This is a genomic window from Tepidiforma sp. (assembly GCF_034432735.1).
Classification (GTDB): Bacteria; Chloroflexota; Dehalococcoidia; order Tepidiformales; family Tepidiformaceae; genus Tepidiforma.
In genome coordinates this window covers 35,985-59,074 of the sequence record NZ_DAOUBJ010000050.1, presented here as the reverse complement: position 1 = coordinate 59,074, position 23,090 = coordinate 35,985, and the positions used below count along the sequence as shown (strand labels likewise).

The following is a 23,090-nucleotide window of genomic DNA, read 5'->3' as shown; positions in this document are numbered from 1 at the left end:
TCCGCCGACACCTTCTTTGCGCTGGGCAGCCCCGACTTCGGCACCGGCCTCATCGTGCGCGAGGACACCCTCCAGTCCGCCTTCCCCGCCGCGCGCGGACAGATGTTCTTCCTCGCGCTCGCCGCCGGGGCCGATGCGAAGAGGTACGCGAAGCAAGTCGAAGCGGGGCTCGTGCAAGCCTCGGCCGATTCCCTGCAGGCCTTGCTCGAAGATCAGCAGAGGCAGCAAACAGGATTCCTGCTCGTATTCCAGGGCTTCATGGGCCTCGGGCTGGTCGTCGGGATCGCTGCGCTAGCCGTGATCGCCTCGCGCGCCGTCGTGGAGCGCCGGCAACAGATTGGGATGCTGCGCGCGATCGGTTATCAAAGAAGCATGGTCGCGCTGAGCTTCCTCCTCGAGTCAGCGTTCATCGCGGTGACCGGCATCGTGCTCGGCCTCGTGCTTGGGCTTTCCCTCGCCTGGGTTCTCTTCGCCACCGGCGAGTTCTCCGAGGATGGCGGTTCCGTCGAGTTCGTCGTTCCCTGGCTCCAGCTAGCCGTAATCTGCAGTATCGCCTTCGTTTCCTCGATGTTGATGACGGTCATGCCCGCCCGGAGTGCATCTCGCGTTCCGGTCGCTGAGGCCTTGCGATACGAGTAGATCCCTTCGAGAGAGAGCAGAACGAACAAAAGCAGATGGGGCTCCTGAAACGGGAGCCCCATCCCTTCGTACGGCTCGGACCGCCAGATCAGGCGGGACGGGCGAAGAAGCGACCGATGGACACGATAACGCGCGCCCGGAGAAGCGAGGCAGCCTTGCGCTGTTCAGGCTCGACCAGCTCGGCGGCAGGCGCGCTCCGCTCGTGTTTCGACCGCTCGAATTCCTCCCGGAACCGGGCCTCCGGCGTCGGCTCGCCGACTCGGGTGAGATAGGTGAGCGACATCGGATCGAGGATCATGAGGCACCTCCTTGCACAGGGATTGTGCGATTCCTCACAACCACCGTAGCACAGAAGGGGAACGATTTCGTTACGGGAAGGAAAATTTCAACCCGACGTGGCCGGATTCCATGGCTGCCATAGACCGAAGACATAGCCGTCCGGCCCCATCACCTGACACTCGACCCTGCCCTCGAACTCGTAGGGCTGGGCAATGACACGAGCACCGAGCCGGATAGCTGCCCGGTAGGCCGCGAGGACATCGTCGACTCTGAACACCAACTCGGCGCCGATGCCGCGAGCCACGCCCTCACGGGTGAGCGCCACGAACCACGGGTGGCCTCGATACGTCTCGTCCGCATGGACCTCGATGTCGCACCCGGGGCCCTCGAGAGCGGCGAACCCCGGGTGACGACCGAGGAGCCGGGCACCCGCAACTTCCACGAGAAAATCCGCCAGCGCCCCGACGTCGGTAGCCCAGAGCACGAGGCCGAACCGATGGTCGCGGGTCATGGGGAAACCTTCGACAAACCGTAATTGTTCGTCAAGTGTCAAAGCGAACAGTGATCATAATGTTCGAGCAGGCCGAAACCGGGGCAACGTCACGTCGTCGTACTGCTCGAAAACAACCTCCACCGGCATGCCGATAGCAATGGCGTCGTTCGCGACGCCCATGAGATTCGTCGGGATCCTCGGGCCCTCCTCGAGCTCGACGATGGTGACGTTGTAGGGCACCTCGAAGGCCGGGTGGTAGCGCTGATGCATGATGCCGAATGTCCGGACGACGCCCCGCCCGCTCGCCTGCTCCCATGTGTATTCGTCGGAAAGGCAGACGTCGCAATGTTGCCGGGCTGGAAGACGCCACGTCTGGCAGCGGACACAGCGCATCAGCATGAGGCGACCCTCCGCCGCTCCATCGAAGAAGGGCCGCGAGGCTTCGTCGGGTTCAGGCACGGGAATCGAAGACTGTGACATCGGCGCGACTCCTCGGGCTCAAGCCGGGTGTGGACTGAGAATGAGACAGGCGTGATAGCTAAGGCTGCCGCCATTCCCCGTGACCAAGATCACGTCGTTGGGAGCTTGTCGTTCGCCCCCATGGCCCCTTCCCTGGATGACGGCTTCGCTCAAGGGGGTCATTCCCCACATGTAATACGCCGAGAGCTCGCCGCCGCCCGTATTCGTCGGGAGAGACCCGCCGGGTCCGAGCTTACCGTCCTCGACGAACGGGCCGCCTTCGCCCTTCTTGCAGAACCCGTAATCCTCCAGCGTCACCAGCACGGTGTAGGTGTAGCAGTCATAGAGCTGACATTGCGAGATATCGGAAGGGCCGACCCCGGCCATCCGATAGGCGGTTCGAGCTGCCAGGCGGGCACCGGTCTCGGTTTCCCACTCGGAGCCCGCACGACCGCTGTCGCCGGGATGACCCTGGCCCATCCCGTGCACATAGACCGGTGGCTGGGGCATGTCCTTCGCGCGGTCGGCGGGGCTGACAATGACCGCAACGGCGCCGTTGGAAACAAGGCAGCAATCGAGCAGGTGGAGCGGCTCGATGATCCATCGGGAGTTGTGGTAATCCTCCAACGTGATCGGCTCGCGCATCTGGGCCAGGGGGTTCATCGCCGCCCACTGCCGTTGGCCAACCGCGATGATGCCAAAATGGTCCTGTTTCGTTCCGTAGAGCGCCATGTGTCGGCGCGCAGCGAGTGCATACGGCGTGTTCGCGCCGAAATAGCCAGCGGCTGCATAGAGGCCCGCCATTCCTTTCGGGCGCTGAGGGTTACGTGCCGCGCCGCCGTATGCGGCGCCGGCCGACGACCCCTCTTTGAGGGGCGCATCGGCGAAGACGCACACCACGTGCGTTGCCATCCCAGCGTGGATGGCCATCGTCGCGTACTGAACCATCTGGGCAGCCGTCGACCCAGCGGCGTTCATGTGATTGAGCAGGCGAAGGTTTCTCAGCCCAAGATAGTTCTGGAGCCCGAGCGTGAGACCTCCGCCAGTCGTCCCGGTGATTCCGGCGTTGATGAGCAGCCCATCGATGTCGGACTTCTGGAGTCCGGCATCGGCAATCGCTTTGGCGACGGCTTCCGCCGCCAGCTCGCTCGTCGACCGGTAAATGCGGCCCATCGGTGTCATGCCGAGGCCTGTGATGGCCGTGGCGCCTCGGAGGGGATGCGGCATACCTACTGTCTCTCCTTCGGGGAGCATTCTACCGGCGGCTTTCAGACGCGGTAGCGCTCCAGATCGCGCGCGACGAGGGTATTCGCCAGATGCGTCACCGAAACGGCTGGCGTTACGTGCGTGAGGATCAGCCGCGAGTCGGGGGGCATTGCTTCGCGGATGCGAGGAATATCGTCCACCAGATTGAGGTGGATCGGCACGCGCTCATCGACCGACGAGCATTCCGCGACGACGAGCTCGGACTCGCCGGCCATGGCCAGCACCGCATCACATAGACCGGTGTCGCCGGTGTACGAAAAGAAGCGGTCGCCTAAGCGGCAGGAAAATCCGAGGTTCAGACTCAGGCGGGTATCGTGCTCGACGCGGTGCGCCCGGATGTGAAGCCCTTCCAATTCCACGACGTCGCCGTCCTCGAGTTCGAACCAACGCAACTCGTACGAAAGGTCGAACAGACCCGGATAAACGGAGCGGCCAATGGCTGTCGCCAGCTCGCGGGTCCCAGGTGGCCCGACGATCGCGGCCGGTCGGCTGCGGCCGAAGTACTTCCAGTGCAGCATGATGAACGGGAGACCCAGAAAGTGGTCGCCATGGTGATGGCTCAAAACAACGGCGTCGAGCGCGTTCGGGTCGATGCCCATGCGGTTGAGCGACATAAGGGCCTGAGGCGGTGCCTCGAAGAGGAAGCGCCCATCGAGAACGAATCCGTTCCAGCACAAGCCGCCCGGCGCGAACGCGTTGCCCGAGCCCACGAACGCCAGTTCCAAGTGCGACACGCCAGCGATCCTATCGCGGGTCAGCGAACTGTGTGCTCACTCGGCAGACGTGCGCCGGCTTCCCATCCCGAACATGACTTGGGCAATTCGTCGAATTTGAATTTCGTCGCTCCCCTCCGTGATGCGGTAGCGACGATGGTGCCGATAGATGTGTTCGAACGGCATGTGGCGCGTGTATCCGATGCCGCCGTGCACCTGAATGGCGAGGTCGGCTGCGTTGCAAGCGAGCCGGTTGGCGCGATAGTTGCACATCGCGACCTTGTCGCTGACCTCCATGTGGTGCTTTTGGTCGAGCAACCAGGCCGTTCGGTAAACCATCCAGCGAACCATTTCGCATTCGGTCTGCATCTCGGCGAGCGGCCACTGAATGGCCTGTCGTGAGGAGAGCGGCTGCCCGAAGGTCACCCGCTGCTGTGCGTAGGCGACTGCCCGGTCGATGCAATACTGCGCGGCCCCCACACCCGATGCCGCCTGCCGAATGCGATTCTCGTGGACGAATGTGTTGGCCAACGCGAGCCCGTCGCCTTCCTTGCCGAGCATGGCAGTTGCCGGCACGCGCACATCCTTGAGCGTCACCTCGGCATGATCGCTCGGCATGTTCATCGTCCACCACATGAACTCGACCGAGAAACCCTCGGCGTTGGTCGGGACGATGAAACAGCTGATTCCGCGGGCTTTGCCTTCTTCGCCCGATGTACGGGCAAAGATGAGGTCATGGGTTGCGTTGTGGAGTCCGCTGTTGAATCGCTTCTTGCCGTTGATGACCCATTCGTCGCCGTCGCGGACCGCTCGAGTCTCGAGCCAGGATGCGTCCGAGCCGTGGTTCGGCTCGGTAAGGCCGAAAGCCACCCGGGTCTTCCCCGTGAACATGCCCTCCAGGAACTCCCGCTTTTGCTCTTCCGTGCCGAACTCCTCCCACATCCGAACCGTCGGGAAGTTTCCCACAACGGAGGACTCGTTCTGAAGGTCGTTGTGCAAGCCGAGCCCCTTCTTCGCGAGGTGCTCCCGGATGATCGCCATTTCCAGGTTGGTTCCGTCTCGCCCACCGTATTTGCGGGGCACGGCGAACCGGAGCCATCCAGCCCGGTCGGCACGCCGACGCATCTCGGCCAAGAGTTCCTCCCACTCTTTTCGTGGGATACCGCCGTTTTCCCAATCGGTCCGGGCCCATTCGCGGCGATGGTCGAAGAAGCGAATGTTGTCGTTTTCCCGCTCGAGGGGCTTGATTTCCCGCTCGATGAACTCATCCAGCTCTCGCAGCAGGTCGGGGATGTGGGGAGGGAGAGCGAAATCCACAGGGCAGCCTCGCTGTCGGGTTTTGCGCGCGTATGCTACGCCGGAGATTGCCCCATGTCTGGTCCGAAACCGCTCGCCATTCGCCGCCTCGAAGCAGAGGGGATCGCGTTCCGCGTCCATCGGTTCGATGCCTCGATACGCTCGGCGGTCGAGGTCGCGGGCGCACTGGGGATCGAGCCCGTACGTGTCCTCAAGACACTCGTCATCGAGGAGAATCCGCCACGGGGCCGACCGTACCTGCTCATGGTACCGGCCGCGCTCACCATCGACCTCAAGGCCCTAGCCCGTGAACTGGGCGCCAAGCGGCTTCGAATGGCCGCTCATTTGGAGGCGGAACGAATTACCGGCCTCCGGGTCGGCGGGATCAGCGCGCTGACGTTAGCCGGAAGGGGCTTTCGTATCCTCATCGACCGGTCCGTGACCGACCATGATCAGGTGCTCGTCAGCGCTGGCGAACGCGGCATCGATGTCGAGTTGCGGCCAGCCGACCTCATTACCGTCACCGGCGCAGTGCCGGTGACGGTCGTCGGATTGGCAGAGCCAACGCATTAGCCGAGCAGCTCGAGGTACTTGCGCTTCATCCAGTCGCCTTTGCGACGGTATTCCGTCGCCGTGGAGAGCGTGCCGCGCTGTCCGGTCTCTCGGGCATAAGCCGCATTGAGGACGGCAAAGTGATTCTCGCCCTTTCCGAATCGGCGTTCTCGCTCGCGGGCGGCACGGCTAGTCCACAGTCGACAGTAATCGATTGCGTCCTGGAGCTCCGCGCGGAGGTCTATCACCGCAGGCTGGGAGGCCGGCTCCGCGGGCGTCGTACCAGATTTCGGCGAGGGTGGAGGTGAAGGTACGCCAAACATCGTGAGCTGCTGACCCTCCACCAGCCGCCCGGTTTCGTCGAGCACCGCATCGCCGACTTCTTCCACATCGACGATTTCGGGGACGCTCCGCTCCTCGTCACTTTCCGTACCCAGCTCCTTCCGAGCATCCTCCACCAGCCGGGCTCGCCACGACTCCGGAGTCCCAGGTCGCTGTGGCACCGCCGGGACGCTCGCTTCGCGCTCGAGGTGGTCGATGATGGGTGCCAAGCGCGGGTCGCGGCCCACGAACACGTGAAGGACGTTTTGCGCTTCGGGCAGGTTGCGGTTGTAGCGAAGGCCGCGCCCGAGCTGCTGGATGACCGGCTCGCGGCTGAACACCGCATCCAGCTTCAAAAGAACAGAAACCGTCGGCGCATCGAATCCCTCGCTCGCCTTTCGAACCTGGATGAGGACGTCGTACCTCCCCGCGAGAAAATCCCGCATCCGCCGGTCGGCTTCCGCTTCTGGCAGGTCGCTCCCGCTGTGCACGACGGTGCAGCGGAGAGAAGGATGGTGGCGTGCGAATACCCGGGCGAGATGCTCCGCGTGTGCCGTCGTGGCTGCGAATACCAGCCCTTGGTGCTGTCCCGGTGAGAGCCGTCGTTTCCATTCGAGCGTGGTGGCGAACTCGCGTACAAGAGGTTGGACATAATCATCGTTCCATCGAAGCTGCTGCCGGACGCATCGCTGGTCGAAGTCCGGCAGTTCGGCCATTTCGGACGCAGTGAAGGTATAGACCTCGCCGTCCGTGCCTCGGAGTTCGACCGCGTAGTCTTTCATTTGAATTGCGAGCCGCTTGAGGATGCGTCCTTCGCGCCACGCCTGCCGCATGGTCACGTGGACGAGTGGAGCGATTGCCAGGCCTTCCCCGGCGTCCGCTGGCACGTACCGGGCTCCCGCGATGGGTTCGCGGTCCAGTCGCACGGGGGTAGCCGAGAGGAGGAGCGAGCTCACCACCGGAAGTTGTCCGAGAGCGGCCGCCCAGAGTCCGCGTTCGGCGAGGTGATGGGCCTCGTCGGCGACGAGATGCACACGGCGGCCAGCGCACATACGGGCGTAACGCACAGGAGCGGCAGCCACCTGCTGGTACGTGGCAACGACAACGTTCGCACGGTTGGCCGCCACCCGGTGGAGCGAAGCGTTCTCGGCGAGGTACTTCCGAACTTCGATTTCGCTGCCGAGCAGTCCAAGCACCCGTTCGACCCCCTCGTACACCTGCGACCTCAGGACATCGGTCGGGGTCAGGTAGAGGCAGGTATCGACCAACCCCTCGGCGGCAGCGATGGCGAACGATCCGATGCCGATGACCGTCTTGCCATAGCCGACGGGCACCACAACGAGCTCCGATCGCGAACCTGCGCGAAGCGCTTCGCACCAACGGCGGAGCGACTCGGCTTGTCCGGGCCGAAGGCGCAGGTTTTCAAGGTCGAGAGCGCTCATGCCAGCGTGGTCACGTCCGTTGCAGGCATGATTCCGAGCGTACGGCGGTCGTCCGTTGAGGGCAGCTTTCGTCCTCGCGACAAACTGTGATGCCGCGTTCAGCCGGGCGGCGGCAACGTCAGTCGTTCGCCGCCATCGGCACCACCGCCCGGTACTGCCGTATTGGTTTCGTCGGGCCCTGAGCGCTAGGGGTCGCACCGGGGGTGCGCTCTCTGACCAGGAACTGGCCCGCCATCCAGCCGTCGCCCACCGGTGAGGACACTCGGTACCAATCGATCCCGAGCTGGCGCGCGGGCCCCTCGATGATGGTGACCAGCGTCCGATCGGCCACGCACTGGATAATGTCTCCCCCAGGCACCGCGCGGAGTCGGAGGCAATCACCTGGAGTGTTCGTACGGGCGAGGTCACCCGGGCTGAACGTCGTCTGCGTACCCGAGGGAACGCCCCCGGGAGCGGCGCTGTTGCCTACCGGAAACCGGTAGATGCGGACTTGGAGTCCGTTCGCAGCCGCCTGCGCAAAGGGGTCGTATGCCGGTCGGAGGCGCACGACCCCGTCCCAGCGTTGGTTCGAATCAATTGCATCGAACGTCCCGTCGCTGTTCTTGGTGATCACGATCGCCGTGTGGAGTCCGGGATAATCGGCGTCCGGCGATGTCCAGTCGTCGCGGGCCACCTGGATGATGTCCCCGGGGGCCGCTTCGGCCGCCCCGACCTCGATGGCTCCGGCTTCGAGGAACCCTTGGCGGTAGTCGAACCCCATCGTCCTGCCCGTCGCGTCGTGAACCACCCGCTTCACCCAAGGCCAGCAATCGCCTTGGAAGGTACCTAAATCGCGCAGGGCGCGCTGCACGATCGGGTGGTTTTCGTTTGCCGCCGCCGGCCGAAAGGATCCGCCTGCGCCGAACAAGGCAACGAAGGCGACCAGAATGGCTGCGACAGCGTGCCGGTGGCGGGTCATCGGCATCGACGCGCTCCTCATTCGCCTGGGGGCTGCGAGGCACCGTAGCCCAGATGGCGCAGTTGTGACAAGCTCCACAATCTCCAATCGGCTTCACCAGCACGACAAATCAGCGAACTCCGCTTCAGAGTCCGGAAATTCTCGATACCTCCCTATGGGACTTGCTGCCCTTTCTCGCTCCCTCCGTATCATGTCCCCAATGCCCAGAACCTCACCGCTCGAAGGCCTCCGCGTCATCGAATGCACCGGCTGGAATGGGGTCCTTGCAGGGCGATTGCTCGCCGAGGCCGGCGCCGATGTCGTGCGAGTCATCCCGCCCGCGGGCGACCCGCTCGATGCCGAGCCCCCTTTCTTCGGCGCCACCAGCGTCTCCATCCAGGCGACCTTTTACAACGCCGGAAAGCGGCTGCTCCGGCTGGACCTCGCATCCGAGTCCGGGCATCGCGAGTTCCTCGAACTCTTGCGCGGGGCCGACGTTCTCATCGAAGAATGGCCCGCTGAGTCCCCACCGATCGAACGCGCAGAAGTCGCGTCGGCCAATCCTGCCATCACCCAGGTGTCGATTACTCCCATGGGCTCCGATGGTCCACGAGCTAACTGGCGCGTCAACGATCTCGTCGCGAATGCGATGTGTGGCTCCGCGTGGGTCACCGGCGACCCTTCCAGCCCGCCTATCTCCGGCTACGGAAATCAATCGCACCACACCGTCGGGCTCTACGCCGCTGTCGCCGCCCTCGCAGCACACCGGTTCGCCCGAACGAGCGGACGAGGCGTGCACGTCGATCTGTCCGGCCACGAGGCTCTCGTCAGCTGCACCGAGCAGGTACTCATGCAATGGTTCTTCCCGGGTGGTACCTGGGGAACGCCGATCGCCCGACGGCAGGGAAGCCTCCACTGGAGCGGCGCTTACGAAGTCTACCCCGCGAAAGACGGTCGCGGCGTCATGGTCACCGCCTCGCTCAAACTCACAGAAGTGCTGGTGCCTTGGCTCATCGAATGCGGCGCCGCGCAAGACCTGGCGGACCGCGAGAAATACCCGGATGTCATCGCAATGGTGAAAGATCTCCCGTACGTCATGAAGGTGCTTCGGGAGTGGGTGGCGACCTGGGACGGCGAGGCGCTCTTCTACGAAGGCCAGCGCCGGCATCAGCCGTTCGGTGTGGTGTGGAACGTCGGCGAGGCCGTCGAACGAAGCCCCCAGATCCGTGCCCGCGATTATCTCTACCGAGCCGACGTCCCCGGCGTCGGGACCGTCCAACTGCCCGGGCGGTTTTTCCGAACTGACGCCGATGGCCCCCCGCCTGAGCCCGCTCGGGAAGTTACAAGACCAGCGCTATCATGGGCGCCCCGTCGACCAGCTCCGAGTCCAGCGGCCATCTCGGCCGACCCCGCGCTTCCGCTCGCGGGCGTTCGAATCCTCGACTTTACGCACGTCCTCGCCGGCCCATTCGGGACGAGGGTGCTCGCCGACCTTGGCGCAGAGGTCCTCAAAGTCGGCAGCGCGAAACGAAGCGGTGGCGCCAACTCACCCGACCACCCGTACTACGTTTGCTGGAATCGGAACAAGCGAAGCGTCGCGCTTGACATGAGCCTCCCTGAAGCTCGGGCAGTAGCCCGGGACCTCGCATTGCGCTGCGATATCGTGATCGAGAATTTCTCGGCCGGCGTGCTCGAACGCTGGGGGCTCGACCGCGCATCGCTGGCGGCAGACCATCCGGGAATCACCGTGATCTCCATGGGTGGGATGGGCCGAACTGGCCCATGGAAGGAGTTCGTCACCTATGCCCCGACCATCCATGCACTCACCGGGCTCACCTACCTGACGAACCCGGAGGGGACCTTCACCGACGGTTACGGGTTTTCCCTCACCGACCACCTGAGCGGGCTCGCAGCAGCCCTCGCTGCGCTCGAAGGGCTCGAGCACCGCGAGCGGACGGGGGAGGGGCTCGCGATCGACCTCGCCCAGTACGAGCTCGGGCTGGGCATCATGGGACCGGCAATCATCGACTACCTGGCGAACGGTACGAATCCGGAGCCGCGCGGCAACCGCCACCCGTTCGATGCCTGGGCGCCGCATGGCATCTACCCATGCGCCGGCGACGACCGCTGGGTTGCCATCGCAGCCCGTGGCGACGACGAGTGGCAGCGGCTCGCCGGAATGCTTGGAATCGACCCCGGAGGTCCCTTTGCGACACACTCCGACCGGATCGCCAATTGGCGGGCACTGGACGCGGTCATTTCAAATCGCACCAGGACGATGGATGCCTTCGAGCTGGCCGAGAGATTGCAGCGGGCAGGCGTGCACGCAGGTCCCGTCCAGCACGCCGGCGACCTCGCCGAGCGCGACCCGCAACTCGCCGCGCGCGATTTCTTCGGCACGGCCTACGCGGAGCGGTGGGGCGAATATAGCCTCGACCGCTTTCCAGCCCGGTTCGACGGCCGCCGTCCGCCGCGCTACGAGGGAGTGCACCAGGTTGGGCAGGACACGTTCGTCGTCCTCGCCGAGGTCCTCGGATACGACGACGAGCGCATCGCTCACCTGATGGCAATCGGGGCGCTGACGTGACCGTTGCAATGAGCAACCGACACTCTGTTACCCTAGCCTGAGCCCCGCTGCGAGGAGCCCAGAACGTGACATTCCGCTTGTTCACATCGCTCGGCAACGAAGTCCGGGAATTCCGAACTGTCGTTCCCGGTGAGGTCAGGATGTACGTGTGTGGAGTCACGCCCTACGACGTGACACACCTGGGTCACGCCTTCTCGTACGTCCAGTTCGACACTCTCCGCCGATTCCTCGAGTGGCTCGGTTACCGCGTTCGCTACGTCCAAAACGTCACCGACATCGATGACGACATGATCATGGTTTCGAAGCGGCAAGGAGGCCGGGCGATTGCCGAGATCCGCGACGAGAACGACGCAATCCTCCGGGCCGACCTGGACCGCCTCAACGTCCTCCGCCCCACCGTCTACCCGTACGCGACCGACCACATCCCGGAAATCGTCGAAACCACGCAACGCCTCATCGACCGAGGTCATGCGTACGTGGTCGATGGCGACGTGTTCTTCGATGTCGCCTCGTTCCCCCGCTATGGGCAGCTCAACGGGTTGACACTCGATGAGCTGGGTAAACGGGAGAACCCCGAATCGAAGCGGGCCCACAAGAAGCGGGGGCACCTCGATTTCCTTCTCTGGCAGCAAGTCGAGCCGGGCGACCCAGCTTGGGATAGCCCCTGGGGGCCAGGGAGACCCGGTTGGAGCATCGAGTGTACAGCCATGGCGGTGAAACACCTCGGAACCCAGATCGACATCCACGGGGGCGGCAGCGACTTGAAGTACCCCCACCACGAGAATGAGATCGCACAGGCAGAATGCGCCTACGGTGTGGAACCGTTCTGTGGATGGTGGGTCCACAACGGCATGTTGCAGCTCGATGGGGTCAAAATGAGCAAATCGTTGGGCAACCTCGTGCTAGCTCGGGACCTGATGCGGACCTACGAACCCGACCATCTCCGCCTCTATTTGCTCAGCCACCATATGCGTACTGACGCGAACTACGTGCCAGGGGCCGTCGATGCGCTTGCCGACCGATTCGGCTCCCTCCGGGCGGCGACGGCACACGCAGCAGAGGGGCCACCGAACAGAGAAGCACTCGCTACCATGGTCGCTCACCTCGAGGCCGATTTCGATGTTCCCGGGACGCTCGACGCCGCCGAACGAGTCGCCCGCCGGGTGCTGGGGGGCGTGTCGGAGCAAGGAGAAGCCACGGCCCTCCGAGAGACACTGCGCATCCTCGGTTTCGCGTTTGCCGGGGCGCGAGGGCCAGCGACGGGCGACTTCAGTCCTTGACGAGCTACCCCTCGGCGGGTCCGACGATACGTCGCGCCCGCAAGCTCTCTATCTCCTCATCGGCGAGTCCGAGCTCCCGGAGCACCTCCGCCGTATCGGCACCAAGGTCGCGTGCCGGGAATGCGATTCGTGGCGGCGTCGCGGAAAGCTGGATGTGCGGCCCGACCACCCGTTGGCGCCCGAATCTGGGATGCTCGATTTCCGCAAGGTAACCGTTGGCCCAAGCCTGCTTCGACTCGGCCAGGTCCAGGTAGTCTTGCACGAGCGAGGCGGGCACATCTTCAGCCTGGAGCCGCTCCAGCCAATAACCGGAAGTATTGGCGGCGAAAGCGGCTTCCATGAGCGGTTCGAGTTCGTGCCGATTCTTGAATCGGACAAACCCACGGGCGAAGCGAGGGTCATCGATGAGATGCTCGAGGTGGAGGGCACGGGCAATGCGCGGCCAGAACTTCTGATCGATGCCCACGATCATCACCCAGCGTCCGTCCGAGCACTGATAATGCCCGACTGTCGGCGCGGCCCGGAACTCCCGAGGGCGCTCTTTGCCGAAGTGGAGCGCGTGGAGGAGCTCCGGGGCCTGCAGCGCGATCTGGGTGCCCAAGAGGGAGACCTCGACCACCTGCCCCTGCCCGGTGCGTTCACGAGCGAACAGGGCCGTCATGATGCCAAGGGCAAGGTTCATCCCGCCGGACTGGTCGGCAATACCTGGGTAGGGCACCTCAGGGCGATGGCCCGGTCCGCCGCCGGAATGCTGCGCGAAGCCCGAGTAGGCTTGCGCAATTTGGTCGAAGGAAGGAAGTCCCGCCATCGGCCCCTTCGAACCCCAACCGGTCGCCCGGGCGTAGATTAGCCGGGGATTTCGTCGAAGCGCGATATCAGGGCCGAGGCCCCATCTTTCCATAGTGCCCGGACGAAAGTTCTCGACGAGAACATCGGCCCGGTCCGAAAGGCTGAGCGCGAGCTCGACACCCTCGGGCATTCGGAGGTCGATGCACACCGAGCGCTTTCCCCGGTCGAGCGACTCCCAGAAGGCGGAGAATCCATCGGGCTCCCGCCACATGCGGCGGCCGTAATCGCCGTTCGGCTCTTCGACCTTGATGACGTCGGCACCGAAGTCCGCGAGGATGACGGTGGCGAACGGCCCTTGCTGATAGCGGGTGAAATCGAGGACGCGGATCCCTTCCAACGGCGGATTCATGCCGGGGAGTGTACTCGACCGGAGCCCTATGCAAAGGGCGTAGGGCTTTCACCAACCTGCAACCCGCTGTCACCGAATCCACGTCGACGCGGGTCATCGGCGCCCCTGGAGACCGCGCCGGGCAGTGTCGTTGAATGTGGTGAGCGAGATTCGACCTGGCCGAGGCCAGGTTTTCGCCGTTCACTTTTCCACCGTGCTCGGCCACGGTCGCGACACAAATGCGACATTTTGGACCGGGTTGGAAGCAGGTCAGGGCTACACCGCAGGTCCTGAGCAGTCGAAAAGTAACTGCGAGATGACCGCGCTCTCCGCCCCGCGCCGCCGTGAGGACTGGTTCATCGCGCTGACGTTTGCCGCCGGTTCGGTTGGCTTCACGGCAGCGTTCTTTCTCAGAGAGCTCGATGACCCGGTAGGACTCGCGGTTATCGTCGCACTGGCGGTGCTCACCGAGGCGCTCTCGGTACGGCTCTACTTTGGCGGTTGGGTCTCGGTGAGTTTCGTCGGCACCGCGATGGCCGCTGTTCTGTTCGGCCCGCCGGGTGCCGTCACCACTGCGGGCGCGATTGCCCTAACCGGATGGATGACCGGCGAGCGGGACCGGCGGAAGTTGCTGTTCAACTTTGGTCACGAAGCAGCGAGCGCATTCCTGGCCGCTCTGGCGGTCATGGGCGTCGGGGCCGTCGCCGGCACGACCGTTCCTCTCGCTCCTCTCTCGCTCATCGAGGGTGCCCTGGCGGCATTGTGTCTCTATTTCTCTGACGGTGTCTGGGTCGCCGCCATTATCTCATTCACCAGCTCAAGAAATGTTCGCGTCATCTTTCGCGAGAACATTGGCTGGTTGCTCCCGTATTACGTTGGCTTCGGCGTCGTCGCTGGGGCCTTGGCCGTCATTTTCCACCAGCTCGGGGTCGCCGCGGTGGCGGTGATGGTTCTGCCGCTCGTCCTTGCCCGGTACTCCGTGACGCAGTTCGTAGAGCGGACGCGGGAGAACGTCGTTCGCCTCGAACGGTCGAACGAGCAGCTCCATCGCGCGTACGTCGAGATCCGCGATATGTCGGAGAAGTTGCGCGATGCCTACACGGGCACACTCGAATCGCTGGTCACCGCACTCGACGTCCGCGATCAGGAAACCAAGGGACACTCCGTTCGCGTCGCCCAGCACGCGCTGGACATCGCGAGGCTCCTCGGAATCTCGGACGAAGAGGAACTGTTGACCATCTATCGGGGTGCGTTGATGCACGACGTGGGCAAGATCGGTGTCCCCGACGCCATCTTGCTCAAACCGGAACGGCTAACGGAGGAGGAGTGGACGTTCATGCGGCGGCACCCCGCGATGGGATACCGCATTCTCGCTCAAGTCCCATACCTTCGGCCTGCGGCGAAAATCGTCCTCGCCCACCACGAGCGTTGGGATGGCCACGGCTACCCCAGGGGGCTCGAGGGCGAGGCCATTCCCCTCGGGGCGCGCATTTTCGCCGTCTGCGATACCTACGATGCCATCATTTCCGACCGTCCGTACCGGCGGGGACAGTCGCCAGACGCGGCACTTGCTGAGATACTGCGCTGCGCCGGGAGCCAGTTCGACCCGCAGGTGGTGGAAGCCTTCGAAGCGCTATTCCCCCGTTGGAAGCAGGAGTCGGCCGGCCAGACCCCGCGGCCACTGCTCTACCTCCCGGCGTGGAGGCAGGAAGACGATGATGCGACAGGACGAGCGGCGGGCTAGGACGCGACGACGATTGCTCGACGCGGCTCGACGGGCGTTCGCCGTTCGGGGCTACGACAGCGCCTCCCTCGACAGCATCGCCGCAGAAGCGAGCCTCTCGAAGGGGGCCGTCTATGCGCACTTCCCGACCAAACAGGACCTCTATCTGGCCGTCGTCGACGAAGTCCTCGCCGATGCCCGCTCGCGGGTCGAATCCGTTTCCGCACAACTGGAAAGTGGCCGCACGCCCGAAGCGGCATACCGGGCCTACTTCGAGGACGGCGGGGGGACGCTCCACGCCGCCCTGATGCTCGATGCTTGGAATACGTCGGTCCGCGAACCGGCCGTTCGGACGGCACTCGAAGAGTTCCTGCGATGGCGAACCGCCGCACTCGCCTCGGCAGCGGTAGCGGCCGTCCCGCCCGAAGAGGCGATTCGGCTAGCCGACCTCGTGGGCCGGCTCATCGATGGGGAGCTGATGCGCGTGCGACACGGGTTTGGAAGCCTTTCCGACGAACGGGCTACCGGAACAGGGTGAGGGGGGCCACCTCGATGGCCCCCCTCCTGGGGGTTCGCTCCGCAGCTACCAGCGGATGGTCAGCATGGGCGCAGCCGTCGAAACGACCGCGACCGCTGCCAGCGCGCCAGCAACGAGGAGCATCCGGAGCCTAGCCATTAGGCACCTCCCGCGATATTCCGGCGGCAACATGCCGACCGGCCGGTATGTAATACGTGCTGCGACGTCAAGGTGTCAAGATGGGAAATTTCCGGTTACCGGAAGGTTCTCCTGCGATCCATCGTTGTCTGCAAGCCCCGATGGCTCAGCGGGCCAGCCAACTCTCTTTCCGGTGGATGCTCAACCCGAGCTCCAATTCCTCGATGATGGCCTCCGCCAGCTCCCGCTCTGGCCCGGAAGGAACCTCTCCACGCCAGGCCGCGAAGGCAAGCTCCGCAAGCCGCTCCGGGCCCAGTTCGTGTTCGGCTTCCGAAAGCGTCTCGGCACGTGCCTTCAGGTGCAGGCGGATGCGGTCCTGGAGGATGCTTCTGATCTTCTCGTCGGCCGCGCGACGCGCTTCGGGGTCCGACAGCGGCGGAAGACGGTACGAAAGAAGCTGCTGCGCCCGCCGACCGACCTCGTCCAGCGGCTCCGTCGCACTCGCGGGGTCGGCGAGCCAGCGGCGGAAGATCTCCCGCTCGACTGCTCCGCCGAAAAGCGTTGCTGGGTAGTTCCGGTACGCCGCTCGCAGAGCCGGATGACGGAGAAGCAGCGCGAGCAGCACCTCCTCGGGCGTCAAGGGATCTGCACCGCGCTTCGCTTGACGCACAGGTCGAGTTCGAGCCGGCCGAATCCTCTCGGCGATGCTCTCCTCGCTGACCCCGAGGTGCCTGGCCACGCGCTGGATATAGAGGCTCCGCTCGACCGGGTCGCGCACGGATAGGAGCACCGGGCGAAGCCGGTCGACCGTATGCCGCACCTCCAGCGGCGATGCCGGCCGATCCGTACCCAGCAGGCGAAAGATCAAGAACTCGGCGAACGGAACGGCGGCCTCGATCGCTCCCCGCCATGCCTCCGGGTCTTCTCGGATAAGCTCGTCGGGGTCTTTGCCCGACGGGAGCCTCGCGACGCGCAAGTCGATGTCGACGCTGCTTGCCATCTCGTCGGCCTGGCGGACTGCCAGGGCTGCTTGCTCTTCCGTTTGGACCCCGAGCACGAGGCTTCCCGCCCGTTCGGCCGCGTTCGCACCGGCAGTGTCGGGGTCGAGCGCGAGCACGATGCGCGGTGCGAATCCCCGCAGAAGCCTTGCGTGCTCTTGTGTCAGCGACGTCCCCATCGTGGCAACCACGTTTCGGAAGCCCGCCTGCCACGGTCCGAGAACATCCATGTATCCTTCGACGACGACCACTTCGCCCGCGTTGCGGATTGCATCTCTGGCGAGGTGAAGGCCGAAGAGCGTCCGCCCTTTGTCGAAAAGCTCGGTCTGGGGAGAGTTGAGGTATTTGGGTTCCTCGTTGTGAAGGGTCCGTCCCCCGAGCGCGATGAACTCGCCACGTTCGTTCGCGATGGGAACAATCACGCGGCCCCGAAACCGATCGTACGGTTCCCGGCCATCGTCGGGCTCGACCAGCAGGCCAGCCGCCATCATGTCCTCGACCGTGTATCCCCGATTGAGCAGAAAATCGCGCAAATTGTGCCAGCCTGCCGGTGCCCAACCGAGGTGCCATGCACGGATCGTCTCGTGCGTCAGGCCGCGGGCTTCGCGCAGATACGCGGATGCCTCCTCCCCCTCGGCTTCCGCGAGCTTCCGCTCGTAATAGCCAACCGCAGCCGAAACAATGGCGGCCAGCCGATCGAGATGGGCGCGGCGTTTCGGGTCATCCTCGAAGAGCTGGACGCCGGCTTCCTCAGCGAGCGTGCGCAGGGCGCCGCGAAAGTCGACGTTGTCCCGCTTTTGAACGAACGTAAAAATGTCGCCGCCCTCGCCACAGGCACCGAAGCATCGCCACGTGCCCCGTTCGGGGAAGACATAAAACGAAGGGGTCTTCTCCGCATGGAAGGGACAAAGCCCCCGAAAGCCTCGCCCCGCTCGCTGGAGCTGGGTGAATCGGCCAATGTACCCGACGAGGTCGACCCGGCGCTTGATGGCTTCGACAGCATCCACAGCCGCTATGGTAAGGCGCCCGGCCTCGAAGCGTGCACCTGCGCCAACGGAGGGCCCGTATCACGCTACGGTTGTAGCTGGACCGTCGTGCTGGCCATGGGCTGGTTCGAGACATAGACCGTCACCGTAGCCTGTCCCGAACCGGCCGGCCGGGCCACCTCGATGACGGGCGAACTTTGCCCTTTGGCAAGGGCGATGTTGACGCTGTTGCTCGTGGTCTGGCCCCCCAGCTGAACCTGCACCACGACGGTGGTAGCCGGCATGGGGCCGCCATCGTTCCGAATCGTGACCTCGATCGTCGAAGGCTTCACGGTGACTCCAGTGATCACGAGACTTGGGGCCTCGACTGGAGGCTGAAGGACGAACGTCGCGCTGTTGTTGTCCTCCCGCAGCTCACGAACGATGTTGGCTGGATCGACGCCGACCACGACACGTTTCCCCCCTTGCGTTACCGGCGGTGATAGCGGGAACTCGACGACCGCGGTGCCGCCATTGGCCTTGAGCGAAACCGTCGCCGCGAGCTCTTGCTGCGGAACATCGCCACCGATGGCGACGACGAGCGGCCCGCTGTAGTCGCTGTTCGCCACATTCGCAACCGTCACGCGGAGTACCGCGCCGCCGCTGGCCAGCACGGCGTTCGTCGGAACGAAGTCGGGGGCCGACGCGGGGGGAGATGGTGAGGCCGTCGCAGTCGGCGAGGTTTGCGGTGTCGCTGTCGGGCTTGGAGCAGGCGTGGGGGTAACGTCGCGCACCGGAACGAGGTCGAGTGTATCGAGTGGCTCCACCGCGGCCCGACGAACCCAGCCCTCCGCACCGGTGGACGGCCGGATGAGTAGCCAGGCGCCATCGCGTGTCTTGCCCGCGATGGTCACCTCCGCTCCCGCCCGCAGACTTCCCCTCTCCGGGAAGCTGTCGCCCGGACCTTCGCGCACGGTTGCGTCAGCCACCACCCGGCCTTGAATCGTCTGCGGGCGTTCGCCGACAGGCTCGATGGCCACGATGCGGAGACGCTCCGAATCCTTGGACGCGCCGGACTCCGCGAAGACACGCACGAAGATGTCGTAGGTTCCCTTCGTCGCCAGCATGAGGCGGAGCGTGGCCCTGTAGCGGTTATCCGAGGGAATATCGGTGACGTCGACGGCATCCACGACACGGTCGCCGACGAACAGCTCGAACCTCCGGATGCGCTCGGTTGAAGAAGCCTGAACGACTACGTCGTGGGGACGGTTGATTTCCAGCCGCTCGTCTCGTCTGGGGCTGTCGATCTGGACTGCAAACGCAGTGGCCGGCCCCTCGCTCTCGCCCCCGCCGCTCGACACGAGGTTGAAGACCAGAAACACAAGGAGACCACCGACGACCGCGGCGAGGAAGAGGACGACGTAGAACATTGGCTGGCGAGCAGGCGGCTCGAGGTCGCCGTAGTACTCTTCTTCCCAATAGCCATCGTCGTCGTACTCGCCTTCGTAATCGACGTCCGGCTCGCCCGGTCCATATGGGTCGGGGCGATAACCTGCAGCCGGCGAGCGGGGCGTGCGTTGGGGCAGCTCGGCGCCAATGACGGGTTCATCTTCCGGCGTCACGCCGATAACCGGCTCGTCTTCGAAGCTGGAGCCGTAGCGATTGGACATGGCGGGTAGCCTCGAGTATCGGCGTGAGGTGGTCTACCTTCAAGGCTGGCGGCTTCACTCGAGCAATTCCTGGGAAAGAACGACAAGCTCTACACCTGCCAGCCGAGCGCATCCGGGCAGCCGAGGGACGCAGCAAGACGGATTGCGAACCGGTCGGTCATTCCACTCACGTAGTCGGCAACCCGGCGCTCCACTGGGTCATCCGGCAACGAATAGTCGGGTGAAATTCCCTCGGGATGAGCCATGTAGTAGCTGAACAGGAAGTGGACGATGCGTTTGCCGCGCTCCGCTTCGCGGCGTGTCCGATCGTACAGGTAGACACGTTCGAACATGAATTCGCGGAGCTCATTCGCCGCCCGGTGCACTTCGGGGCTAAACCGGATCACGGGGTCAGCGCCTGCGCCAGTCGCGGCCCAGCTTGCTGCGACGATGTCGCAGACGAGAGCGTCGAGGCGCTCGCCATGACTCCGCCCGAGGATCCGCTTGGTGCTGTCCGGAAGATCCTCCTCGGTGATGATGCCAGCGCGGACGGCATCGAGAATGTCATGATTCAAGTACGCGATGGCATCGGCGGTTTTCACCACCTGCCCTTCGAGCGTGACGGGTACGCCCCACCCTTCTGCAAAGATGTCTTCGCGGGTCTTGGAACTCTTTTCGATCGCGTCGAGCACCTCGAACGTGAGGTTCAGACCGCGGCCCCCGTTTTCCAGGCAGTCGAGCACGCGGACCGACTGGTAGTTGTGCCGAAATCCATCGGGCAGGCATTCCGCCAAAGCCTCTTCTCCGGCATGACCGAAGGGCCCGTGGCCGATGTCGTGACCGAGCGCGGCCGCCTCTGCGAGGTCCTCGTTGAGGTTCAGCGCACGCGCAATTGTCCGGGCAATCTGCGCCACCTCCAACGTGTGGGTAAGGCGCGTGACGAAATGGTCCTGAGTCGGAGCGATGAAGACCTGTGTCTTGTGCTTGAGACGGCGAAAGGCTTTCGTGTGCAGGATGCGGTCGCGGTCGCGTTGGTACTCTGTCCTGAGCGGCGAAGGAGACTCCGGGCGCTTTCGGCCGCGGCTCGTCGCAGTCTTCGCTGCGTAAGGACTGAGTGTCGCCTCGGCTGCTTCGAGACGACGGCGCACCACGTGGAGGTCCATCTGAGCCAGATTGTAGCCTGAGCCACCGGAATACCCGAAGGCGAGCCGTGACTGGGGGGCCGACCCCGAGAGGCGACACATCCGGCCTGTCGCACGGGCGCTACACCGGCGCGATGCCGAGTTTCGCTTCGGCGTTGGCGATGATCTCCCGGGTCTGGTCGATCATGTCGGGGCTCACGCTGACACTCGTAATGCCCCACTCCACGAGCTTCTCCGTGACCTCGGGGTAGACGCTGGGGGCCTGCCCGCAGATCGAAGCCGTGATGCCGCGACGCCGCGCCACGGTGACGGCAGTCTGAATCGCCGCCATCACGGCTTCATTGCGTTCGTCGAACGTATCGGCGAGCGCCTCGCTATCCCGGTCGATACCGAGAACGAGCTGGGTGAGGTCGTTCGACCCGATCGAGATACCGTCGATGCCCACATCGATGAACCGGTCCAGGATGATCACGTTGGAGGGGACCTCGACCATCATCCAGAGCTTGAAGTCGTCCGAGCGGACGAGGCCCTGCTCCGACATGAGCTGCTTCACACCTCGGAGCTCGTCCGGCGTACGGCAGAAGGGGACCATCACGTAGAGGTTCTTGAACTCGCGGCGGACGCCCTTGATGGCCTCGAGCTCGAGGCGGAAGATGTCGGGCTCCCGAATGTAGCGGCTGGCCCCCCGATAACCGATCATCGGATTCTCTTCCGTCGGCTCGTACTTCGCGCCACCTTCGAGATTCGCGTACTCGTTCGTCTTGAAGTCCGTCAAGCGATAGACGACCGGGCGCGGGTTGAATGCGCGGCAGAATTCCTTGATGCCTTCCTCCAGGCGCCGGGTGTACTCCTCCGGGTGCCCTTCGTCGATGAACTGGCGCGGGTGCTTGCCGACCTGGGCAACGATGAACTCCGCCCGCAGCAGCCCGACGCCATCCACGTTCCGCTTGGCGACTACCTCGGCGAGCTCCGGTTCGGCAAGGTTCACGTAGAGCCGAGTCGTCGTTTTGAGCATTGCCGAGCGGGCATAGCGCTCCTTCTGGCGCTCGTACCAGGCGAGCCGGGCCTCTGCGCGTCCGTCGTAGATGCGGCCGGCGGAGCCGTCGACCGTGACTTCGCGACCAACCTCGAGCCTCGTCGCTCCTGCGACACCGACAACGCAAGGGATGCCGAGCTCGCGGCTGACGATCGCCGCGTGGCAGGTACGGCCGCCCCGCTCGGTGACGATCGCCGCGGCGCGCTTCATCGCAGGCACGAAGTCCGGCGTCGTCATCTCTGCGACCAGGACGTCGCCTTGCTTGACGATATCGATCTCGCGGGGGTCGTGCACAATCCGAACAGCGCCGACGCCGACCCCGGGTGAGGCCGGCTGCCCCGTGAGAAGGATTGGGGCCGTCTCCGCTTCGCCCTCGTCCTCTTCCATTTCGAGCTTCAGGGTGGTCACCGGCCGGGCCTGGACGAGGTAGAAATGGCCCTGCTCGTAGGCCCATTCGATGTCCTGCGGGCTCCCGTAATGCTCTTCGACCGCGCGGCCGATACGGGCGAGCTCTCGAATCTCAGCATCGGTGAGTTTCTGCCGCTCCCGGAGCTCCACGGGTACTGGAAGCCAGGCGTTGGCCGCTTCATGGCTCCCATCGGCATCCGGCCGCCGCGCGATCATTCGTTCCTGGGGCGTGACGCTCTTCGAGATGATCTGGAGCGACTCCTTGTCGACGAGGTAGAGGTCCGGCGAGATTTCGCCCGAGACGATGCCCTCCCCGAGGCCGTACACCGCTTCGATGGTGATCCGGCTACGGTCGGAGGTGACCGGCTCGACCGTGAACATCACGCCCGAAATCTCCGACTGGACCATGCGCTGAACGGGCACGGCAAGACCGACCTTGGTATGGTCGTACCCCGCCTCTTCGCGATAGAAGATGGCGCGGGCTTCGAAGAGCGAGGCCCAGCATGCTTGCACTGCTCGAACGACATTGTCCGCGCCGACGACATTGAGGAAGGTACTCTGCTGGCCGGCGAAGCTCGCTTCCGGGAGATCTTCTGCGGTGGCGGAACTTCGCACCGCAACCGGCCCTTCTCCCAGCTCGCGGTAGGCGGACCGGATTTCGTCCGCGATGTGCGCCGGCATCGGCGCCTGCAAGATCCGCCGCCGGATGTTCTCTGCTCGTTCGTTCAGGAGGCGGGAATTGTGCACATCGAGCCCGAAAAGTTCCTTCCGGATGACGGGCTCGAGCGCGTTCTGCTGGATAAAACGGAAATAGGTGTCGGCGGTCACGACGAACCCCGGGGGCACGGGGATGTTCGCGCGCGTGAGTTCGCCGAGATTGGCGCCCTTGCCCCCCACGAGGCCGATATCCTCCCGCCCTACCTCAGAGAACCAGACGACGGAACGAGTGACGCTTACCAATCTGTCTATACCTCCGCGCATCGCGCATAGTGCAGACCGATGGCTTCGGTCGCACGATTATAGGCCGATGGCCGCCGTTTGCACTGCTGTCCGAGCGGCCCACGTTCTCGGGC

The 23,090-nt window shown here is 64.5% G+C and carries 19 protein-coding genes; 6 read left to right on the top strand and 13 right to left on the bottom strand.

Annotation, left to right across the window (positions count from 1 at the left end):
* On the top strand, positions 1 to 639 hold a 639-nt coding region (locus VAE53_RS05490; protein ID WP_322818367.1), incomplete at its 5' end, for an FtsX-like permease family protein.
* A gap of 88 nt (positions 640 to 727) precedes the next feature.
* Here the strand turns inward: VAE53_RS05490 and VAE53_RS05485 are convergent.
* From VAE53_RS05485 to VAE53_RS05460, 6 genes are all read right to left on the bottom strand, one after another.
* Positions 728 to 937, bottom strand: a complete 210-nt coding sequence (locus VAE53_RS05485; RefSeq protein WP_322818366.1) for a hypothetical protein — start codon at positions 935 to 937, stop codon at positions 728 to 730.
* Between the two features lie 87 nt (positions 938 to 1,024).
* A complete protein-coding gene (locus VAE53_RS05480; RefSeq protein ID WP_322818365.1) occupies positions 1,025 to 1,429 on the bottom strand; it encodes a VOC family protein in 405 nt (134 codons plus the stop codon).
* 54 nt (positions 1,430 to 1,483) lie between these two features.
* Positions 1,484 to 1,870 (bottom strand): OB-fold domain-containing protein, encoded by a 387-nt coding sequence (locus VAE53_RS05475; RefSeq protein ID WP_322818364.1) that lies wholly within the window; start codon positions 1,868 to 1,870, stop codon positions 1,484 to 1,486.
* A gap of 39 nt (positions 1,871 to 1,909) precedes the next feature.
* Complete coding sequence (locus VAE53_RS05470; RefSeq protein WP_322818363.1) at positions 1,910 to 3,097, bottom strand: thiolase family protein; 1,188 nt, start codon at positions 3,095 to 3,097, stop codon at positions 1,910 to 1,912.
* Between the two features lie 41 nt (positions 3,098 to 3,138).
* Positions 3,139 to 3,870 carry an MBL fold metallo-hydrolase gene (locus VAE53_RS05465; protein WP_322818362.1) on the bottom strand — a complete coding sequence of 244 codons (732 nt, stop codon included), beginning with the start codon at positions 3,868 to 3,870 and terminating at the stop codon, positions 3,139 to 3,141.
* Between the two features lie 36 nt (positions 3,871 to 3,906).
* Positions 3,907 to 5,166, bottom strand: coding sequence for an acyl-CoA dehydrogenase family protein (locus tag VAE53_RS05460; RefSeq protein WP_322818361.1), 1,260 nt, complete (start codon positions 5,164 to 5,166; stop codon positions 3,907 to 3,909).
* 54 nt (positions 5,167 to 5,220) lie between these two features.
* On the opposite strand from VAE53_RS05460, the gene VAE53_RS05455 reads away from it, so the two are divergent.
* Positions 5,221 to 5,718 (top strand): YbaK/EbsC family protein, encoded by a 498-nt coding sequence (locus VAE53_RS05455; RefSeq protein ID WP_322818360.1) that lies wholly within the window; start codon positions 5,221 to 5,223, stop codon positions 5,716 to 5,718.
* Here the strand turns inward: VAE53_RS05455 and VAE53_RS05450 are convergent.
* Complete coding sequence (locus VAE53_RS05450) at positions 5,715 to 7,460, bottom strand: DEAD/DEAH box helicase family protein (protein ID WP_322818359.1); 1,746 nt, start codon at positions 7,458 to 7,460, stop codon at positions 5,715 to 5,717. The two genes, VAE53_RS05455 and VAE53_RS05450, sit on opposite strands and share 4 nt — an antisense overlap.
* A gap of 118 nt (positions 7,461 to 7,578) precedes the next feature.
* Positions 7,579 to 8,424: a hypothetical protein gene (locus VAE53_RS05445; RefSeq protein WP_322818358.1), complete on the bottom strand. Its 846-nt coding sequence runs from the start codon at positions 8,422 to 8,424 to the stop codon at positions 7,579 to 7,581.
* Between the two features lie 193 nt (positions 8,425 to 8,617).
* On the opposite strand from VAE53_RS05445, the gene VAE53_RS05440 reads away from it, so the two are divergent.
* Both VAE53_RS05440 and cysS read left to right on the top strand, forming a co-directional pair.
* A complete protein-coding gene (locus tag VAE53_RS05440) occupies positions 8,618 to 10,984 on the top strand; it encodes a CoA transferase (RefSeq protein WP_322818357.1) in 2,367 nt (788 codons plus the stop codon).
* Positions 10,985 to 11,049: 65 nt separating this feature from the next.
* Positions 11,050 to 12,264, top strand: coding sequence for a cysteine--tRNA ligase (gene cysS / locus VAE53_RS05435; RefSeq protein ID WP_322818356.1), 1,215 nt, complete (start codon positions 11,050 to 11,052; stop codon positions 12,262 to 12,264).
* Between the two features lie 4 nt (positions 12,265 to 12,268).
* Here the strand turns inward: cysS and VAE53_RS05430 are convergent, their stop codons facing one another.
* Positions 12,269 to 13,462, bottom strand: a complete 1,194-nt coding sequence (locus VAE53_RS05430) for a CoA transferase (RefSeq protein ID WP_322818355.1) — start codon at positions 13,460 to 13,462, stop codon at positions 12,269 to 12,271.
* Between the two features lie 124 nt (positions 13,463 to 13,586).
* On the opposite strand from VAE53_RS05430, the gene VAE53_RS05425 reads away from it, so the two are divergent.
* Positions 13,587 to 15,185, top strand: coding sequence for an HD-GYP domain-containing protein (locus tag VAE53_RS05425; RefSeq protein WP_322818354.1), 1,599 nt, complete (start codon positions 13,587 to 13,589; stop codon positions 15,183 to 15,185).
* Positions 15,157 to 15,702 (top strand): helix-turn-helix domain-containing protein, encoded by a 546-nt coding sequence (locus tag VAE53_RS05420; protein WP_322818353.1) that lies wholly within the window; start codon positions 15,157 to 15,159, stop codon positions 15,700 to 15,702. The genes VAE53_RS05425 and VAE53_RS05420 overlap by 29 nt, the downstream gene beginning before the upstream one ends.
* A 283-nt stretch (positions 15,703 to 15,985) precedes the next feature.
* Here VAE53_RS05420 and dnaG read toward each other — a convergent pair whose 3' ends face one another.
* The 4 genes from dnaG to ppsA all read right to left on the bottom strand — a co-directional run bounded on the left by dnaG (position 15,986) and on the right by ppsA (position 22,977).
* A complete protein-coding gene (gene dnaG, locus VAE53_RS05415; protein WP_322818352.1) occupies positions 15,986 to 17,824 on the bottom strand; it encodes a DNA primase in 1,839 nt (612 codons plus the stop codon).
* 65 nt (positions 17,825 to 17,889) lie between these two features.
* Positions 17,890 to 19,452, bottom strand: a complete 1,563-nt coding sequence (locus VAE53_RS05410; RefSeq protein ID WP_322818351.1) for an SH3 domain-containing protein — start codon at positions 19,450 to 19,452, stop codon at positions 17,890 to 17,892.
* A gap of 89 nt (positions 19,453 to 19,541) precedes the next feature.
* Positions 19,542 to 20,594 carry a deoxyguanosinetriphosphate triphosphohydrolase gene (locus VAE53_RS05405; protein ID WP_322818350.1) on the bottom strand — a complete coding sequence of 351 codons (1,053 nt, stop codon included), beginning with the start codon at positions 20,592 to 20,594 and terminating at the stop codon, positions 19,542 to 19,544.
* A 100-nt stretch (positions 20,595 to 20,694) separates the two neighbouring features.
* A complete protein-coding gene (gene ppsA / locus VAE53_RS05400; RefSeq protein ID WP_322818349.1) occupies positions 20,695 to 22,977 on the bottom strand; it encodes a phosphoenolpyruvate synthase in 2,283 nt (760 codons plus the stop codon).
* Positions 22,978 to 23,090: the final 113 nt, after the last annotated feature.

Coding starts and splice junctions, on each gene's coding strand:
- VAE53_RS05485 (WP_322818366.1), bottom strand. CDS start 937: ATGATCCTCGATCCGATGTCGCTCACCTATCTCACCCGAGTCGGCGAG.
- VAE53_RS05480 (WP_322818365.1), bottom strand. CDS start 1,429: ATGACCCGCGACCATCGGTTCGGCCTCGTGCTCTGGGCTACCGACGTC.
- VAE53_RS05470 (WP_322818363.1), bottom strand. CDS start 3,097: ATGCCGCATCCCCTCCGAGGCGCCACGGCCATCACAGGCCTCGGCATG.
- VAE53_RS05455 (WP_322818360.1), top strand. CDS start 5,221: ATGTCTGGTCCGAAACCGCTCGCCATTCGCCGCCTCGAAGCAGAGGGG.
- VAE53_RS05450 (WP_322818359.1), bottom strand. CDS start 7,460: ATGAGCGCTCTCGACCTTGAAAACCTGCGCCTTCGGCCCGGACAAGCC.
- VAE53_RS05445 (WP_322818358.1), bottom strand. CDS start 8,424: ATGCCGATGACCCGCCACCGGCACGCTGTCGCAGCCATTCTGGTCGCC.
- VAE53_RS05440 (WP_322818357.1), top strand. CDS start 8,618: ATGCCCAGAACCTCACCGCTCGAAGGCCTCCGCGTCATCGAATGCACC.
- VAE53_RS05430 (WP_322818355.1), bottom strand. CDS start 13,462: ATGAATCCGCCGTTGGAAGGGATCCGCGTCCTCGATTTCACCCGCTAT.
- VAE53_RS05420 (WP_322818353.1), top strand. CDS start 15,157: ATGATGCGACAGGACGAGCGGCGGGCTAGGACGCGACGACGATTGCTC.
- VAE53_RS05410 (WP_322818351.1), bottom strand. CDS start 19,452: ATGTCCAATCGCTACGGCTCCAGCTTCGAAGACGAGCCGGTTATCGGC.
- VAE53_RS05405 (WP_322818350.1), bottom strand. CDS start 20,594: ATGGACCTCCACGTGGTGCGCCGTCGTCTCGAAGCAGCCGAGGCGACA.